Raw genomic sequence first — 17096 nt, 5'->3', positions numbered from 1 at the left:
GTCAGCGCATCGGCCCAGAATTCCGCCACCCCCGGGGGAGAACTATGCCATTAGCCGGGCCTTTCAAGGCAGTCCGGCAGGCGACCATGCGCCGACCTGTCCCATAATCAGTGACCGCGATATGTCTGTGACCGCGAGATCACTCGAACGTACCCTCCAGACATTCAGTACCTGGTGGCCCAGTCGCCCGAAGAGAGTCTTATGACGCAATACTTCCAGGATCCAGCGCTTTGGGGTCTGATCGCTGGTACTCCTGTCGCCGCGACCGCGATCATTCGCGGAAGAAAATCGATCGCCGAGCTACGGAAGGAGAAACAGGAGCTCAAGGCTCATTACGCCACCCTTGAGGACCATTACGCGGAGGCCGTGGAAGAGGCCAAGGACAGGGCGGAAGAAGCCACCAAGACCGCGCTGAAGTCCGCGATGCGGACACTGCAGGGTCTCGCCAGCGAACAGCAGCTGGCCATCACCAAACTTCAGGACAAGTACGGCGAACTCCAGATTCTCCAGGATCTCCTGGACATCGACCACATGAATTCGCAGTTCGCCCGGCGTGCGCAGTCCATCGCCGTGCTCTGCGACGGATGGCTCGGCCGCCAGCGTGATCCGGCCTCGCTGTACGACGTGGTCCGCAGCGCGAAGGGCCGTATTCGCCACTTCACCCGTGTCGAGATCCGCGCGCAGAGTAATTTCGCCATTGTCAGCCGGGCCGTCGAGCCGGTCGCGCTCACCCTCGCCGAACTGCTGGACAACGCCACCAGTTACTCGGCGCCGGAAACGGTGATCGAGATCAATATCCGGCCGGTGCCCAAGGGCGTCTGCATCATCGTCGACGACGCCGGTGTCGGCATGAACGAGGAAGAGAAGGCCAGGGCGGCCAAGCTCCTGTCGAGCGAACGCTCCCCCGGCGTCTCCGGTCTCGGCAATCCGCCGCAGTTCGGCTTCACCGTGATCGGTGTGCTCGCCGCTCGCTACGGCTTCACCGTGTCCGTGGACTCCACGTCCCCCTACGGCGGTGTACGCGCGGTGGTGCTGCTCCCCGACGAGCTCCTCACCGCCCTGCCAGAGCGCGCGCCCGAGCCCAAGCCGACGCCCGAGCCCAAGGAGTTCCCCACCGTGGCAGCGTCCTCCCCGATGCCGCCCGAGGAAAACCCGGTGGCTCCCTCGACCACATTCGGCGGTCTTCCGAAACGCCGGCGGAGAGGCGCGATATCCATCGTGCCGACCGCCGACAGTTCGGACGCCCCGGCTCGCTCCAGCGAACAAGCCGCCTCCGTCATGGGCGCGTTCCAGCGGGGTACTCAATCGGGCCGCCGTTCCACCAACGCAAGCAGCGAAGGGCATGAGACTCAGTGAATTACGATCTGTCATGGATGCTTGACAGTGCCCTTGAAGTACCCGAAGCACGGCACGCGATCCTCGTCTCGGCCGATGGCCTGCTCATGGCCCGCTCGAAGGACGTCGGCAAGGATCACGCCGACACCGTCGCCGCGGCGATGAGCGGAATGCAGTCGCTGAGCCGTACGGTCGCCGATTTCTGCGGCGCACCGCCGAACAACCGGCCGCACTGGCGCCAGACGCTGGTGGAGTTCGATCACGGCTGGGTCTTCCTCATCTCCGCCGGCGAGGGCGCCTACCTCGCCGTCTCCGCGTCGCCCGACGTCGACATGGCCGAGATCACCTTCCGTATGCAGCAGCTCGTCGGCCAGCTCGGCAAATCCCTGACCAGTCCCCCTCGCGAGATTGCTGACACCAAGGCATGACCACAACAGATGAGCCGGATCAGGAACCAGTAGCCCCGCAATTAGTGCGACCGTATGTCATCACCAACGGCCGCAGCCTGCTCGGTGACCACGAGTTCTCCTTGATCACTCTGGTCACGGCGGCCGAGGACGTACCCAGAACGGGGAATCTCGATCCTGAGAAGCGCCGTCTGCTGGACCTGTGCTCGGGGGGCTATCTCTCGGTCGCCGAAATCGTCGGACACTCTCATCTCCCCGTGGGTGTCGTCAAAATCCTGCTGTCCGACCTCACGGAGGAGGGGTATCTCTTCACACGCGCCCCCATACCTGCCGCGAAACTCGTCGACCGGCACATACTTGAGGAGGTGCTGAATGGTCTTCAAGCCCGCTTTGGATGACGGTGTCTATCTGCGCGAGTCAGTGCAGACCGCTGCGAAGATCCTGGTGGTCGGGCATTTCGCCGTGGGCAAGACGACATTCATCGGGACCATGTCCGAGATCCCGCCGCTGCGCACCGAAGAACTGATGACGCAGGCCGGCGAGGGAATCGACGACCTCAAGGGCACGCCCGGCAAGACCACGACGACGGTGGCCATGGACTTCGGCCGCCTCACACTCAGCGACAGGCTGGTCCTCTATCTCTTCGGCACACCTGGACAGCAGCGCTTCGTGCAGGTGTGGGAAGACATGTCCCGAGGCGCTCTCGGGGCATTGGTGCTGGTGGATCCCGAGCGCCTCGAAGAGTCCTTCCCCGTGATGGACCTCGTCGAACACTACGGAATTCCCTACACCATAGCGGTAAACCGATTCGACGACACAGCGACCCATCAGGACGAGGAAATACGAGAGGCGCTCGACCTGCTGCCCGAGACGCCCCTCGTCAATTGCGACGCGCGGGACCAGCGGTCATCAGCGAACGCGCTCATCGTCCTCGTCCGTTACCTCCAGTCACGCCTTCGCTAGGAGTTCGGCATGCAATCTCATTCGGAATTCCAGGCCCCGCCACCTGGCTGCCCGGCGCACAACAGCGGCTTGCGCGTTCCGCTGTACGGTCCCGAGTTCGCTGCCGACCCGGACGCCTTCTACGAGCACATGCGGCAGTACGGCCCGGCCGCACCGGTGGAGTTGGCCCCCGGGGTGGAGGCCTCGCTCGTCACGGACTACGCGGCGGCCCTCCATGTGCTCCAGAATCCTGAGGCGTTCGCACGGGACTCGCGCCGCTGGCGCGCGCTGAACGAGGGGCGGGTGCCCCTCGACAGCCCGGTCCTCCCCATGATGATGTACCGGCGGAACCCGATGTTCACCGACGGCGCCGAGCACTTGAGGCTCCGCCAGGCCGTGACGGAGAGCCTCGCCAAGATCGACACGCACCGGGTGACCCGGCATGTCGAGCGCGTGGCCTCCTACCTCATCAGCCAGTTCAGCGGCCGGGGCAAGGCCGATCTGATCGGCGACTACGCGCAGGTGCTGCCACTGCTGGTCTTCAACGACCTCTTCGGCTGCCCGGCCGAGATCGGTGACCGGCTGGTCTTCGGGCTCTCCGGCATCTTCGACGGCATCGACGCCGAGAAGGCGAACGAGGTCCTGACCGAGGCGCTGAGCGAACTGGTCGCGCTCAAGCGGGCCACGCCAGGCGAGGACGTGACGTCCTGGCTGATGCAGCATCCGGTCCGGCTCACCGACGAGGAGATGATCCATCAGATCCTGCTGCTCATCGGTGCGGGCACCGAGCCGCTGTCGAATCTGATCGCCAACTCCCTGCGGGTGCTGCTGTCCGACGACAGGTACACCGACGGACCGCACTCGGCCGGCCTGCTGGTCGAGGACGCCATCAACGAGGTCCTCTGGAACAGCACCCCCATAGCCAACTACGCGGCGCACTACCCGCTGTACGACGTCGACCTCAACGGCAGCAAGCTGGACGCCGGCGATCCCGTGCTCATCAGCTTCGCCGCCGCCAACACCGACCCGAGCCTGTCCGTGAGCCGTCAGACACTCAGCAAGCGGGCGCATCTGGCCTGGGGCGCCGGCCCGCACGCCTGCCCGGCGAAGGACCCGGCGCTGCTCATCTCCGTACTGGCCATCGAGAAGCTGCTCAACGGCCTGCCGGACATCGAGCTGGCGGTGCCCGCGGACACGCTGCTCTCCCGGCCCGGCCCGTTCCACCGGGCGCTCAGCGCGCTTCCGGCCCGTTTCACCCCGGTCCGGAAGGAAAGGTCGGAGTCGGTACCGTATCCGGCGAACAGCGGACGTACTGCCGGAAAAGCCCCCGCGCAAGAGTCCCAGAACAAGGCGCAGAAGGGTAGCTTCTGGAGTGGATTCCTCGCCTGGTGGAAGGTGTGAGATCCGCAACAAAGCGGGGTCCTTTACCTTCGCATGAAGGTTCAACCGTAGGGGTAGACAGGGTGGGCGAATCTTACGTGATGCCTTGAAAAGGAGTCTCTGTGGAGCCCTCCCTGACTACCTCGTCAGTAGATCGACGCGCTGTAGTCTCCATATTCTCCCGGCTGCGTACCTCCAATGGCCAATCCAATCCATTGCCTCTCTACGCAGAACTCAGAGCGATGGGAGATATCATCCCCGCCCCCTGGGGCGGGCATCTGGTGACCTCCTTCAACCTCTGCGACCAGGTGCTGAGGAACAAGGCATGGCTGGTTCCCGACAGTGAGTGGCGCGCCAGGCAGGGCGCGGCGACCCGTTGGAACGCCTCCTCCTCGCGGGAGATGGGAAAGACTCTGCCCGCACTGAACCCGCCGCACCATACCCGGGTGCGGCGGTCGGTCGGGAACACCTTCGACCGTAAATCCCTCGCGAATTCCAAGGATTCGGTCGAGAAGGCCACGGAGAAACTGCTCGACCGGCTCACCGAGAAATTGCGGAGCGGCCAAGCCGATTTCAGTTCGCTGGTCAGCGACGAATTGCCCATCATCACGATCGGCGAATGGCTCGGTCTGCCGCCGTCCGATTATCACTGGCTCCGCTCGCTCACCCGTGATCAGGTGTACTCGCAGGAATTGCTGCCGACACCGAGTCAGCTCGCGCTGTCGGACGCCGCCACCGCCCAATTGCGCGAGTACTTCACGGCCGTGATACGCGAACGCCGCCGCGCGCCGGGCGACGATCCCATCTCGGAGTGGCTGCGGACCTGGGACCACCTCGAAGCCGACCGGGAGACGGTCGACGAGGCCGTCTACTTCCTCTCGTTCCTCTTCCTCCTGGCCGCGCCGGAGACGACCGCGACACTCCTCTCCCACATGGTGTGGCTCCTGCTGAAGCACCCGCGTCAACTGGCCTGGCTGCGCACGCATCCGGAGCACATACCCGGCGCGGTCGAGGAGGTGCTCCGCTACGACTCGCCGAACCATGTGATCAGCAGGGTCGCCGCGGAGGACACCACCCTGGGCGGCGCGGATGTCCAGCGGGACCAGATGGTGCATCTCCTGGTCGGCGCCGCCAACCACGACCCGGAGCAGCACGCCGAGCCGGAGCTCTTCGACGTACGGCGCAAGGCGGCGCACCTCAGCTTCAGCGGCGGGATCCACTACTGCGTCGGCGCCCCGCTGGCCCGGCTGGAGGCGACCACGCTGCTGTCGTCCCTCCTGAGGAGGCTGCCCGATCTCCGTCTCGACGGCGATCCCGTCTGGGCACCCCGCGTGGGTTTCCGGCGGATGGCGGAACTCCCGGTGACCAGAGCCTGACCCGCGGTCAGGGCCACATGACGCGAAATTCGCGAAGCGGCGCATCGCGGCGCGACACATTGAGAACTGACATATACACAGGGAACCGCGTGGTGGAAGAGTTCAAGGCACTCCGGGTCATACAGGACGGGCCCGTGCTGAAGGTGGAGTTGAACTCCCCCGAGACCGGCAATGCCGTGTCCGGCACGCTCCTGGACGAACTGCTCTCCGTACTGAGCGCCCTTCAGAACGACCCCGGAATACGGGTGTTGATCCTCTCCGGCGCGGGGAGCGACTTCAGTCTCGGCGGGGACCGGGCGGAATTCGCCGAATTCCTGGCCGCCGACCCCAGTGGGGCGAGCCTTCGTACCCTGGGCAAGAAGGCGCGCCGGGTCTGCGACGCACTCGCGACGGCCGACGTGGTCACCATCGCGCGGCTGCACGGCGGCGTCATAGGAGCGGGACTCGCTCTCGCGGTGTTCTGCGATCTGCGGGCAGGGGCGGACGACTGCCGTTTCCGTATGCCCGAACTCGCCCTGGGTATGCCTCCGGCCTGGGGAGGGGCGCTGCCGAGGCTGATGCAGGAGGCGGGCGCCGCCAGGGTCCGCGAGCTACTGCTGACCGGCGACAATTTCGACGCGGCGACGGCCGTGGAGCTGTCCGTCCTGCACAAGGTCGTCCCGATGGCCGAGCTGGACAGCGCTGTCGAGGCGTGGGTCAGGCCGATGGTCCGCAGGTCCCCGGCGGCGCTGCGCACCGCCAAGGTGATGCTGAACGCGTACGGGGGCGCGAACCGTCTCGCGGACACCACCCTGCTCGACGCGGAGCTGATGACCTCGGCGCTGACCATGGCGGCGGCCGCCTCCCGGCATCGCTGACGCCAGGGAAGCTGACGCCAGGGAAAGCGACACCGGAGAAAGCGACAGCAAGGAAAGGGACGCCGGGGAGGGTGACACCGGGCGGAGTGGCGCCGGGAAGAGTGGCGCCGGGGAAAGCGGGCGCGCGAGGGATCCGTACGGTCTCAGCCGGCCGAGCCCGTGAAGTGCTCCCGTATCAGCGACTGCACCACCGGCAGGTCGCGCGCCGTCAACGCGTCGAGCAGCGCGGAGTGTTCGGCGGCGTCGGCGACCAGATCGGCGCGGCGTACGGCCGGCGCGCTGACCAGCGGCCACTGCGAGCGGCGGTGCAGATCGTCGGCCACCATGACCAGTTGCTCGTTGCCCGAGAGGGTGAGCAGCGCGCGGTGGAAGGCGCGGTCGCACTCCGCGTACGCCGCCCGGTCCCCGACAGCGGCCGCGGCGCCCGTCGCCTCCGCCAACGGGACCAGTTCCGCCCAGCGTTCGGCGGGCACGGTACGGGCCAGCCGCAGCATCACCGGCACTTCGATCAGGGCGCGCACCTCGGCCAGTTCGGCCAGTTCACGGGCGCTGCGTTCGATGACGCGGAAGCCTCGGTTGAGCACGACCTCGACGGCGCCCTCCAGCGCGAGCCGCTGCATGGCCTCACGTACCGGAGTGGCGGAGACGCCGAAGCGCTCGCCGAGCACGGGCGCCGAGTAGACCTCGCCGGGCGCCAGCTCACCGCTGACGAGCGCGGTGCGCAGGGCGTCGAGGATCTGTCCGCGTACGGAATGACGGCGTACCGGCGAGGACGCGCACGTGGGCGGTGCCGGCGCCGGGGAGGGCGCCGGGGGCGGGGACTGAGGCGGGGACGGGGACCGCGCGGGAGTCCCGGCGCCCTCCCGCTCACTGTGTGTGTGCTCGCCGCGCACCTGCTCCGGCACCTGCCGGGACCCGGGGGCCGGCGCCCCCGGCGCATACGGCCGCGGCACGGCCGCGTCGCGCGCTCCGCCCTGCTCCACTCCTGTCCACCTCCCTCTCCTCGCCTGTGCACGATAGGCCGACCGGGCCGCAGTTCAAACCTCGATCACATCGGGTAAGGTAAGGCTTACCTGCAAACGATCCCGATTCGGTGGTCCCTGCATGACCCTGCCCACCCTGCTGCCCGGCCTCCTCGCCTCTCCCGTGACGGACGCGTACGCCCGTCTGACCGAGGTGTTCCCCGCGCTGAGCATCGACCTGCTCACCGAGAGTGAGCGGCCCGCTGCCGGAAACGGCTGGGTGAGCGCGGCGGATCTGGCGGCCGGGGGCGCGGCCCTCGATACGTTCCTCGCCTGGGACGAGGAGCAGGTGCGCCGGGACTACGGACAGGAAGCGCGCCCCGATGTGATCGCCGGTTTCGCCTTCCACCGGTACGCCTGGCCGGCCTGTCTGCTGATCACCGTGCCCTGGTTCCTGCACCGCAGGGTGCCCCGCCTGCCCGTCGAGGCCGTGTCCTTCCACCGGGCGCTGGGCCGGATGACCGTCCGGATCGATGAGTTCGCCTGTCTGCCGGACGACCCGGCCGCGACACTGCCCGGCGCCCGGATCGTCCCGGGCGAGGAGGCCCTGCGCGCCGAGGTGCGGGAGGCCGTCGCCGGCCATCTCGCACCGGTCCTCGACGGTTTCGCCCCGCGGATGCGGCGCGGCAAACGTGCGCTGTGGGGGATGGCGACCGACGAGATCGTCGAGGGGCTCTGGTACATCGCCCATCTGCTGGGCGAGGAGCGGTACGCGATGGCGGAGCTGGAACGGCTGATGCCGGGCACGACCGCGCCGTACGTCGGTACGGCGGGTTTCCGTGAGCTGACCGGCCCCGACGGCGAATCTTTGCCGACCCGTGACCGGGCCAGTTGCTGCCTCTTCTACACACTGCGCCCCGAGGACACCTGCGTCACCTGTCCGCGTACCTGCGACAACGACCGGGTCAGGAAGCTCGCCGCGAGCGTCTGACTCCGCGTCACCCTCGCTCCCACGCCACCCGCAGGGGTGATATTAATCGAACATGACAGCCACCTGCCGAACGGCAGTGTCAGCCGTTCGTGCCTCTTCACGTGCTGCACCGCCTCGTTGGTGTTCTCTTGTCCCGAAACCCCCTGAGCGTCACCGCACTTCCGCCAAAATGGCGTCCCAAACGCCCTACTGCGATGCAAGGAACACCGCATGCGACTGACTGACATATCGCTGAACTGGCTGCTTCCCGGCGTCGTCCTGCTCGTCGGAATCCTGGTGGCGGTGGCGGTGTTCGCGCGCGGCAAGCGCGCGGCTGACAAGCCCGCACCCGTCGAGGATTCGTGGGAACGCAGCGAGGAGCGGCGCAGGCGCAAGGAAGCCATCTACGGCATCGCCTCCTACGCGCTCCTCTTCTGCTGCGCGGCGGTCGCCGCCGCGCTCTCGTTCAAGGGCCTGGTCGGCTTCGGCCAGGAGAACCTCGGCCTCAGCGGAGGCTGGGAGTATCTCGTCCCGTTCGGTCTCGACGGAGCGGCGATGTTCTGCTCCGTGCTCGCGGTGCGCGAGGCCAGCCACGGCGACGCGGCCCTCGGCTCGCGGCTGCTGGTGTGGACGTTCGCCGGTGCCGCCGCCTGGTTCAACTGGGTGCACGCGCCCACGGGTCTCGGCCACGAAGGCGCTCCGCAGTTCTTCTCCGGCATGTCCCTCTCGGCCGCGGTCCTGTTCGACCGCGCGCTGAAGCAGACGCGCCGCGCGGCCCTGCGCGAGCAGGGTCTCGTCCCCCGTCCGCTGCCGCAGATCCGGATCGTACGGTGGCTGCGGGCGCCCCGCGAGACCTTCGGCGCCTGGTCGCTGATGCTGCTGGAAGGTGTCCGCACACTGGACGAGGCGGTCGACGAGGTACGCGAGGACCGTCGCCAGAAGGAGCAGAACCGGCACCGCAGGCGGGAGCAGGAGAAGCTGGACCGGGCGCAGATCAAGGCGCTCAACCGCCAGCACCGGGCCTGGGGCCGGGCACGGGGCGGCCGTCAGGTGGCCCTTCCCGCCGTGAACTCGGGATCGGGCTCGCCGCCCGCCGTCGAAGCCGCAGCGGAGCCTGCCATAGTGGAGCCCGGCCAGCTGAACCAGCACTCCCGGCTCTCCCTTCAGCCCGTCAAGACCAGTGAGACTCCCCGTACGGTCGACCTGACCGCGGAGGACGACACCATGGCGCTGCCCAGGCTCGACTCCCTGGAGCGCAAACTCAAGGATCTGGAGAAGCAGTTCGGCTGACGCGGAGAGGTCGGCCTGAGCGACCTCGGGGGAACAGCACTCGGACCGGTGTGACGGACTGCCGTCACGCCGGTCCGCTGTTTCGTCCCGGCCCACGCTCGCCCCTTCACCGTACGTACGCTCCTTCCCGCACCGTCCTTACGCCGCCTCGCCGTTGAGCTCGAACCACACCACCTTGCCCACCGGCCTCGCCCGTATCCCCCAGTCGTCCGCGAGGCTCCGTACCAGCGCGAGCCCCCGCCCGTGCGTGGCGTCGTCGGGCACCGGCCGCTCCGGCGCGGGCGGCGCGGGCACCCCGGCGACGAAGTCCCGTACCTCCACGCGCAGCCGGGAGTCCGCGATGGTCGCGGTGACCACGGCGCCGTCGTCCGTATGCACCAGTGCGTTCGTGACCAGCTCGCTGATCAGCAGCTCGGCCACCGCCGCGGAGTCCCGCTCCTGCCAGTGCCGCAGCATCTCCCGCAACGCGTGGCGTACTTCGGGGACGGCCGCGAGATCGGCGCCCCCGACTCTGCGCCGCAGACCTCTCATCACTCTGTCCCCCCGGTCATGACGTCCCTCTCCCCGATGGTCCTGACCCGCCCCGTGCTCGTTTGCGTACAGGAGATGCATTCCCCACCCGGAATAGACCACTCATCGTGTTCATCACCTGATCGCCGCGGCGGGGGCAGACGGCGCGCGGCGGGTGCGCGAGGACTGCCCGGGGAAGTGAGGGGGGAGTGAAACCGTGCGAACCGATCCCGAGGAGCGAGGAGCACCGATGCACGACGACCGATCCCTGGTGGAAGGGCGGCTGGAGCGGGCGCTGCGCCAGTTCATCCGTCCCGCGCTGTACGCGGCCCGGGAGCCGCTCGCGCTCTCCGTCTGGCACGCGCCGGGCGAGCCCGTACCGGTGGAGCGGGCGCTCCAGGGCTCCTACGAGCCGTTCACGACCGGCACGGAGTGGGGTTCTCCCTGGTCCACCAGCTGGTTCCGGCTGGAGGGCGTGGTCCCCGAGTCCTGGGCCGGGCGGCGGGTCGAGGTGGTCGTCGACCCCGGGTTCACCGGTGAGGGGCCCGGTTTCCAGGCCGAGGGTCTGGTGTACGACGCCGCGGGCGTCCCCCTCAAGGGCATCCATCCGCGCAACCGCCACATCCCCGTCGCCGCGCCCGCGACCGGTGGCGAGTCCGTCCGGCTGCTGCTGGAGGCCGCCGCCAATCCGGCCGTCCTGCACGACTTCGAGCCGACGCTCCTCGGTGACGTACTGACCGCGGGCGACCGTCCGCTCTACCGCTTCGCCGCCGCCGACCTGGCCGTCCTGGACGAGGAGGTCTGGCATCTGATCCTCGATGCCGAGGTGCTCACGGAACTGATGCGCGAGCTGCCCGCGGACCGCTCACGCCGCCATGAGATCCTGCGCGCCCTGGAGTCCATGCTCGACGCGCTCGATCTGCACGATGTGGCGGGCACGGCCGGCGCCGGGCGGGCCGAGCTGACGGAGGTGCTCTCGCGGCCCGCGTCCCCGAGCGCCCACCGGATCTCGGCGGCGGGGCACGCGCATATCGACTCGGCCTGGCTGTGGCCGCTGCGGGAGACCGTACGGAAGGCGTCACGGACCTTCGCCAATGTCACGGCGCTCGCCGCCGACTACCCCGAGCTGGTCTTCGCCTGCTCGCAGGCGCAGCAGTACGCCTGGGTGCGGGACCACCAGCCGCACATCTGGGAGCGGATCAAGCAGACGGTGGCGGACGGGACATGGGCGCCGGTGGGCTCCATGTGGGTGGAGTCGGACGCCAACATGCCCGGCGGGGAGGCGCTGGCCCGGCAGATCGTGCACGGCAAGCGGTTCTTCCAGGAGGAGCTGGGCGTCGAGACGGAGGAGATCTGGCTGCCCGACTCCTTCGGATACACGGCCGCCTTCCCGCAGCTGGCGAAGCTCGCCGGGGTGAAGTGGTTCCTCACCCAGAAGCTGTCCTGGAACCAGTCGAACAAGATGCCGCACCACTCCTTCTGGTGGGAGGGCATCGACGGCTCGCGCGTCTTCACCCACTTCCCGCCGGTCGACACGTACAACTCTCAGTTCCATGGCGGCGAACTGGCCCACGCGGAGCGGAACTTCGCCGAGAAGGGGCGGGCGTCCCGTTCGCTGGTGCCGTTCGGCTGGGGCGACGGCGGGGGCGGCCCCACCCGGGAGATGATGGAGCGGGCCCGGCGGCTGAAGTCCCTGGAGGGCTCGCCCCGGGTCGAGATCGAGCACCCGGCGGCGTTCTTCGCGGCGGCCGAGGAGGAGTACGGCGACCGGGCCCCGGTGTGGTCGGGCGAGCTGTATCTGGAGCTGCACCGCGCCACGTACACCACCCAGGCCAAGACCAAGCAGGGCAACCGGCGCGCCGAACATCTCCTACGGGAAGCCGAGTTGTGGGCGACGGCGGCGGCGCTGCACTCGGGGGGCCGCGCCGCTCCGTACGCGTATCCGTACGAGGAGCTGGACCGGATCTGGAAGACGGTGCTGCTGCACCAGTTCCATGACATCCTGCCGGGCTCGTCGATCGCCTGGGTGCACCGGGAGGCGCGCGCGACCTACGCGGCGGTACGGGACGAGCTGACGGGCATCATCGGGGAGGCGCTGGCGGCGCTGGGCCGCGACGGGAGCGCGGTGGGGGTGTGGAACGCGGCGCCCTTCGCCCGCCGTGATGTCGTCGAGGCCCGCGCCTCCGATGTGGCGGAGGGTGTCGTGACCCAGCCGCTGGCCGGCGCCGAGGTGCTCGCCCCGGCCCTGGTCAGGGCGGTGGCGCCGGGCACGTTCACCACGCTCGCCCCGGCCCCCGTGACGGCCGTCGCGGCCGGCGGCGGCTTCGTGCTGCGCGATCAGCGGCTGGAGGTGGTCATCGACGCGGACGGGCTGCTCGCCTCCGTACGCGATCTCGTCGCGGGCCGCGAGGTGCTGGCGCCCGGCGGCCGGGGCAATCTGCTGCAGCTGCATCCCGACCACCCCAATCAGTGGGACGCCTGGGACATCGACCGGCACTACCGGCACCGGCACACCGATCTGACCGCCGCCGACTCCGTCGAGCTGATCGAGGAGGGGCCGCTGAGGGCGGCGGTACGGGTGGTGCGGACGTTCGGGGCGTCCCGGATCACCCAGGAGATCAGGCTCACCGCCGACGCCCGGCGGGTCGATATCGTCACCGAGGTCGACTGGCAGGAGTCGGAGAAGGTCCTCAAGGCCGCGTTCCCGCTCGATGTGCACGCCGAACGGTCCACCGCCGAGGTGCAGTTCGGCCATGTGCACCGGGCGACGCACGACAACACCGGCTGGGACGCCGCCCGGTTCGAGATCTGCGCGCACCGCTGGCTGCGGGTCGCGGAGCCCGGCTACGGCGTCGCGGTGCTCAACGACTCGACGTACGGGCACGATGTGACGCGGACGCCGCACGCGGACGGGCTCGGCACGACCGTACGGCTGACGCTGCTGCGCGCCCCGCACAGCCCGGACCCGGAGACGGATCTGGGCACGCACCGCTTCCGGTACGCGCTGCTGCCCGGCGGGACGGTGGAGGAGACGGTGCAGGAGGGCCTGGCGCTCAATCTGCCGCTGCGCGTGGCGCCGGCGCCGGAACAGCCGCCGCTGGTGATCGCCGACCATCCGGCGGTGACCGTGGAGGCGGTCAAGCTCGCCGAGGACCGGAGCGGCGATGTGATCGTACGGCTCTACGAGTCGGCCGGCGGCCGGGCCGAGGCGACGCTGCGGGTCGGCTTCCCGGTGATCGGCGCGCGGGTGACGGATCTGCTGGAACGGCCGCTGCACGACGCGGAGACGGGCGAGGAGGGACCGCGGCTGCGGCTGCGGCCGTTCCAGATCCTGACACTGCGGCTCACGCCCGCCTGAGCTTCGGGGCGAACGGAACCACACCGGTCAGGGCCGTGGCACGTTCCGCAGGTTGGAGCGTGCCATCTGGACCATGCGGCCCACCCCGCCGTCCAGGACGATCTTGCTGGCCGAGAGCGCGAAGCCCGTCACCATGTCGGCGCTGATCTTCGGGGGGATGGACAGCGCGTTCGGGTCGGTGACGACATCGACCAGCGCCGGGCCCTTGTGCTTGAAGGCGTCCTTGAGCGCGCCCGCGAGCTGCCGGGGCTTCTCCACCCGTACCCCGTAGGCACCGGCGGCGCGGGCGACGGCGGCGAAGTCCGGGTTGTGGTTCGTCGTGCCGTACGACGGCAGCCCGGCCACCATCATCTCCACCTCCACCATCCCGAGCGCCGAGTTGTTGAACAGGACGATCTTCACCGGCAGGTCGTACTGGACGAGGGTGAGGAAGTCGCCCATCAGCATGGAGAACCCGCCGTCCCCCGACATCGAGACGACCTGGCGGCCACGGTCGGTGAACTGCGCTCCGATGGCCTGCGGCAGTGCGTTGGCCATCGAGCCGTGGCTGAACGAGCCGATGACACGGCGCCGTCCGTTCGGTGTGAGGTAACGGGCCGCCCAGACGTTGCACATGCCGGTGTCGACGGTGAACACGGCGTCGTCGTCGGCGAGTTCGTCCAGTACGGAGGCGACGTACTCGGGGTGGATCGGGACGTGCTTCTCGACGTTGCGGGTGTACGCCTTGACCACGCCTTCCAGCGCGTCGGCGTGTTTCTTCAGCATCTTGTCGAGGAACCTGCGGTCCGTCTTGGCCCGCACGCGCGGTGTCACACAGCTCAGCGTCTCGCGGACATCTCCCCAGACGGCGAGGTCCAGCTTGGATCGGCGGCCGAGGTGTTCCGGTCTGATGTCGACCTGCACGATCTTGACATCGTCGGGCAGGAAGGCGTTGTACGGGAAGTCCGTGCCGAGCAGGATCAGCAGATCGCACTGGTGGGTGGCCTCGTACGCGGCGCCGTAGCCGAGCAGTCCGCTCATCCCCACGTCGTACGGGTTGTCGTACTGGATCCATTCCTTGCCGCGCAGGGCGTGCCCCACGGGGGACTTGACGCGCTCGGCGAACTCCATCACCTGGGCATGCGCGCCGGCCGTGCCGCTGCCGCAGAAGAGCGTGATCCGGTCCGCCTCGTCGACCATGCGGACGAGCTTGTCGATCTCCGCGTCACCGGGGCGCACGGACGGCCGGGAGGTGACGAGCGCGTGCTCCTCCGCCTTCTCGGGGGCGGGCGCGGAGGCGACGTCGCCCGGCAGGGTGACCACGCTGACGCCGCTCCGGCCGATGGCGTGCTGGATCGCCGTCTGGACGAGGCGCGGCATCTGCCGCGGGTTGGAGATCATCTCGTTGTAGTGGCTGCACTCACCGAACAGCAGATCCGGGTGGGTCTCCTGGAAGTAGCTGAGACCGATCTCGCTGGACGGGATGTGGGAGGCGAGCGCGAGGACGGGCGCCATGGAGCGGTGGGCGTCGTACAGGCCGTTGATGAGATGCAGATTGCCGGGACCGCAGGAGCCGGCGCAGGCGGCGAGCTTGCCGGTGATCTGGGCCTCGGCGCCGGCCGCGAAGGCGGCGGTCTCCTCGTGCCTGACCTGGATCCAGTCGATCGCGCGGGTACGCCGGATGGCGTCGACGACGGGGTTGAGGCTGTCTCCGACGACTCCGTACAGCCGCTGGACCCCCGCCTTGGCGAGGATGTCGACGAACTGTTCCGCCACGCTCTGCTTGGCCATGGAAGCGCACCCTTTCTGTCCGGTGTCCATCAACGCACGCCGGACGGGCTTACGCCTCCCAGACGCCGGCCGCTGTGCGGTCGTCGGCGTAACCCTTCACCCGCAGCCCGGTGTCCGCGAGGAACTCGGCCATACCCGGCGGGCCTCCCCGGCCCCAGCGGTCGGCCAGTTCGCGAGCGAGCGCGGGCTCGCCGCGCAGCGGTTCGGCCAGGCCGGCGCTGCACAGCAGGAGGGTGTCACCCGGCCGGGCCACCGAGGCGCGGAACCGGAAGGGCTCGGCCGGCGGAGGAGGCTGCGGCGCCTCGCCGTGCGGCGCCTCGCCATGCGGGGAGGCGGCCTGCGGGGAGGCGGCGCTCCGGGAGGCGGCCCGCGGGGACGAGGGATACGGAGTCGGAGAGTACGGGGTGTAGGGGGACGGGGGCTTCGTGATCGCCAGATCCATCGTCAGCCGGTCGCCCTCGGGTGTTTCGGGAGGCGGGGAGCCGAAGCCGACCACGGGCGCGCCGGTGGAGGCGGCGGGGTCGGCGAGGGGCGGCTCCAGGTCCTGCCAGGCGCCGTCCCTGAGCCGGAAGAGGCCGCCGTCGCCGACCCCGAAGAACACGCGAGTACGGCAGCCGGGATCCGCGGAGAGCAGCAGACAGCGCAGGTCGGCGGTGTACTGCCCGGGAGGCAGTCCCAGTTCGGCGGCGCGGGCCCTGAGCTTGCCGAACCCCCGGCCGGTCAGCCGCCGCAGGCCGGACTTGAGCTCGCCCCTGCGGCCCGCCCGTATGTCCGCGGAGAGGCTGCCGTGGCCGCGTCCGACGGCGTCGCCGATCCACCGGGCCACGTCCGCCGCGGCGCGGTGGGCGCCCCCGGTGGCGCGGGCTCCGCTGGCGACGGCGACGAGGACGAGCGCGTCGGCGCCCTCCCCGAAGCGGGCGGTCAGGAGCGCGTCGCGGCGGGGCTCGCCGCGGTAGCGCGCGGAGTCGCCCCGTACGGACATGGCCCGCAGCGTGTACGCGCCGTAGCGCGCACCGTCGAGGACGGTGTCGGCGACGATCTCGTCCATCCCGTCGGCGTGCGCGGCGGGCAGGGCGGCGGGTTCGGGGTCGTAGGTGGGGAGCCCGTTGCCGACGTGGGTGACGGGGCGGGGAGGGACAGGCGGCACATACGGGGCCGCGGGGGCGGGCGGGGCCGGGGCGGCAGGGGTTGCGGACTCACGGGGCGCGGAGGTTACGGGAGTCGGCCGGCGCGGATCCGGGGGCCGGGGCGGGTCCGCGGGGCGCCGAGCGGGCGGAGGCGAGGGCGGCGGCGGCTCGGCGGCGGCGCCCGGCAGCGGCCGTGCGTCACTGGGCGCGTAGGCAGCGGCCGGCGCCCACGGCGCCCCCGCGGCGGGCCGCTGAGGTCGCGGGCGCTCCGGAGCCATGTCCTCGGGCCGCGTCCCGGCCGCGTCCGGCACCGAATCCGCGACCGCTTCCGCATACGTGCCCGCGTCCGCATACGTGCGCGTATCCGTGTCCGTGCCCGCGATCGCGTCCGTGTCCGACAGCGCGTCAGCCGCCGAGTCGAAGCGGTCGTCGAGCGTGTCACCCGCCGCCGGGGCGGGACCGGTGTCCGGCACGGACGCGTCGTACAGCCGGTTCCACCAGTCGCCGTCGGCCGGCCTCTCCCCCTGCTGGCTCATGACCCTATTTTCGACCGCGGCGGGGGCGCGAAAACGGAGCGCGCGGTAAAGGCCGGGGAGAAACCCTGAATCCGCCGGGCGACCCCACCCCCCACGGGAAGGACGCCCGGCGGACGTTCACAGATTCGAGCAGAGCCGGGTCATGCATACCCAGGGGGCATATGACCGGGTCTGTTGCTGCTGTGATGGCGCCACCTTGGCAGACAAAGGGCCTGTACAGGGATGATGGGGAGCGGCGGGTTTACGCCGTGGCCGGTTTCCGCCACGGCGCATGGC

At 69.7% G+C, this 17096-nt stretch carries 14 protein-coding genes; 10 read left to right on the top strand and 4 right to left on the bottom strand.

Annotated features, from left to right (window positions below):
- Positions 1 to 201 precede the first annotated feature (201 nt).
- From ACZ7LS_RS10520 to ACZ7LS_RS10490, 7 genes are all read left to right on the top strand, one after another.
- The gene (locus ACZ7LS_RS10520) at positions 202 to 1356 is read left to right on the top strand and encodes a sensor histidine kinase (RefSeq protein WP_382524650.1); all 1155 of its coding nucleotides are present in this window, start codon (positions 202 to 204) and stop codon (positions 1354 to 1356) included.
- On the top strand, positions 1353 to 1763 hold the full coding sequence (locus ACZ7LS_RS10515) for a roadblock/LC7 domain-containing protein (protein WP_356510356.1): 411 nt from the start codon (positions 1353 to 1355) through the stop codon (positions 1761 to 1763). The genes ACZ7LS_RS10520 and ACZ7LS_RS10515 overlap by 4 nt, the downstream gene beginning before the upstream one ends.
- On the top strand, positions 1760 to 2140 hold the full coding sequence (locus ACZ7LS_RS10510) for a DUF742 domain-containing protein (protein ID WP_382524652.1): 381 nt from the start codon (positions 1760 to 1762) through the stop codon (positions 2138 to 2140). The genes ACZ7LS_RS10515 and ACZ7LS_RS10510 overlap by 4 nt, the downstream gene beginning before the upstream one ends.
- Positions 2115 to 2705: a GTP-binding protein gene (locus tag ACZ7LS_RS10505; RefSeq protein ID WP_129768920.1), complete on the top strand. Its 591-nt coding sequence runs from the start codon at positions 2115 to 2117 to the stop codon at positions 2703 to 2705. The genes ACZ7LS_RS10510 and ACZ7LS_RS10505 overlap by 26 nt, the downstream gene beginning before the upstream one ends.
- Positions 2706 to 2714: 9 nt before the next feature.
- Positions 2715 to 4085, top strand: coding sequence for a cytochrome P450 (locus tag ACZ7LS_RS10500; RefSeq protein ID WP_385129194.1), 1371 nt, complete (start codon positions 2715 to 2717; stop codon positions 4083 to 4085).
- 221 nt (positions 4086 to 4306) lie between these two features.
- Positions 4307 to 5440: a cytochrome P450 gene (locus tag ACZ7LS_RS10495; RefSeq protein ID WP_382524657.1), complete on the top strand. Its 1134-nt coding sequence runs from the start codon at positions 4307 to 4309 to the stop codon at positions 5438 to 5440.
- Positions 5441 to 5529: 89 nt separating this feature from the next.
- Positions 5530 to 6297, top strand: a complete 768-nt coding sequence (locus ACZ7LS_RS10490; RefSeq protein WP_382524658.1) for an enoyl-CoA hydratase/isomerase family protein — start codon at positions 5530 to 5532, stop codon at positions 6295 to 6297.
- 143 nt (positions 6298 to 6440) lie between these two features.
- Here ACZ7LS_RS10490 and ACZ7LS_RS10485 read toward each other — a convergent pair whose 3' ends face one another.
- Positions 6441 to 7280, bottom strand: coding sequence for a GntR family transcriptional regulator (locus ACZ7LS_RS10485; protein WP_385129192.1), 840 nt, complete (start codon positions 7278 to 7280; stop codon positions 6441 to 6443).
- Positions 7281 to 7401: 121 nt separating this feature from the next.
- On the opposite strand from ACZ7LS_RS10485, the gene ACZ7LS_RS10480 reads away from it, so the two are divergent.
- On the top strand, positions 7402 to 8250 hold the full coding sequence (locus tag ACZ7LS_RS10480; protein WP_382882158.1) for a (2Fe-2S)-binding protein: 849 nt from the start codon (positions 7402 to 7404) through the stop codon (positions 8248 to 8250).
- A 210-nt stretch (positions 8251 to 8460) separates the two neighbouring features.
- A complete protein-coding gene (locus ACZ7LS_RS10475) occupies positions 8461 to 9519 on the top strand; it encodes a DUF2637 domain-containing protein (protein WP_382524663.1) in 1059 nt (352 codons plus the stop codon).
- 138 nt (positions 9520 to 9657) lie between these two features.
- On the opposite strand, the gene ACZ7LS_RS10470 is transcribed toward ACZ7LS_RS10475, so the two are convergent.
- A complete protein-coding gene (locus ACZ7LS_RS10470; protein WP_382524665.1) occupies positions 9658 to 10050 on the bottom strand; it encodes an ATP-binding protein in 393 nt (130 codons plus the stop codon).
- A 229-nt stretch (positions 10051 to 10279) separates the two neighbouring features.
- Between ACZ7LS_RS10470 and ACZ7LS_RS10465 the strand changes: the two genes are divergently transcribed.
- The gene (locus ACZ7LS_RS10465; RefSeq protein ID WP_385129189.1) at positions 10280 to 13387 is read left to right on the top strand and encodes a glycoside hydrolase family 38 N-terminal domain-containing protein; all 3108 of its coding nucleotides are present in this window, start codon (positions 10280 to 10282) and stop codon (positions 13385 to 13387) included.
- A 27-nt stretch (positions 13388 to 13414) separates the two neighbouring features.
- Here the strand turns inward: ACZ7LS_RS10465 and ACZ7LS_RS10460 are convergent, their stop codons facing one another.
- Positions 13415 to 15157 (bottom strand): pyruvate dehydrogenase, encoded by a 1743-nt coding sequence (locus ACZ7LS_RS10460; protein ID WP_382665792.1) that lies wholly within the window; start codon positions 15155 to 15157, stop codon positions 13415 to 13417.
- A gap of 49 nt (positions 15158 to 15206) precedes the next feature.
- On the bottom strand, positions 15207 to 16820 hold the full coding sequence (locus ACZ7LS_RS10455; protein ID WP_385129187.1) for a protein phosphatase 2C domain-containing protein: 1614 nt from the start codon (positions 16818 to 16820) through the stop codon (positions 15207 to 15209).
- Positions 16821 to 17096: the final 276 nt, after the last annotated feature.

It is taken from the genome of Streptomyces sp. NPDC039430, assembly GCF_055639435.1.
The sequence above is the reverse complement of the archived record's forward strand: the minus strand, read 5'-3'. Positions and strand labels throughout refer to the sequence as shown.

Excerpts from the sequence above, each read along its gene's own strand:
- ACZ7LS_RS10455 (WP_385129187.1), bottom strand. The coding sequence starts at position 16,820 with ATGAGCCAGCAGGGGGAGAGGCCGGCCGACGGCGACTGGTGGAACCGG.
- ACZ7LS_RS10465 (WP_385129189.1), top strand. The coding sequence starts at position 10,280 with ATGCACGACGACCGATCCCTGGTGGAAGGGCGGCTGGAGCGGGCGCTG.
- ACZ7LS_RS10475 (WP_382524663.1), top strand. The coding sequence starts at position 8,461 with ATGCGACTGACTGACATATCGCTGAACTGGCTGCTTCCCGGCGTCGTC.
- ACZ7LS_RS10500 (WP_385129194.1), top strand. The coding sequence starts at position 2,715 with ATGCAATCTCATTCGGAATTCCAGGCCCCGCCACCTGGCTGCCCGGCG.
- ACZ7LS_RS10520 (WP_382524650.1), top strand. The coding sequence starts at position 202 with ATGACGCAATACTTCCAGGATCCAGCGCTTTGGGGTCTGATCGCTGGT.
- ACZ7LS_RS10470 (WP_382524665.1), bottom strand. The coding sequence starts at position 10,050 with ATGAGAGGTCTGCGGCGCAGAGTCGGGGGCGCCGATCTCGCGGCCGTC.
- ACZ7LS_RS10510 (WP_382524652.1), top strand. The coding sequence starts at position 1,760 with ATGACCACAACAGATGAGCCGGATCAGGAACCAGTAGCCCCGCAATTA.
- ACZ7LS_RS10460 (WP_382665792.1), bottom strand. The coding sequence starts at position 15,157 with ATGGCCAAGCAGAGCGTGGCGGAACAGTTCGTCGACATCCTCGCCAAG.
- ACZ7LS_RS10480 (WP_382882158.1), top strand. The coding sequence starts at position 7,402 with ATGACCCTGCCCACCCTGCTGCCCGGCCTCCTCGCCTCTCCCGTGACG.
- ACZ7LS_RS10505 (WP_129768920.1), top strand. The coding sequence starts at position 2,115 with ATGGTCTTCAAGCCCGCTTTGGATGACGGTGTCTATCTGCGCGAGTCA.
- ACZ7LS_RS10495 (WP_382524657.1), top strand. The coding sequence starts at position 4,307 with ATGGGAGATATCATCCCCGCCCCCTGGGGCGGGCATCTGGTGACCTCC.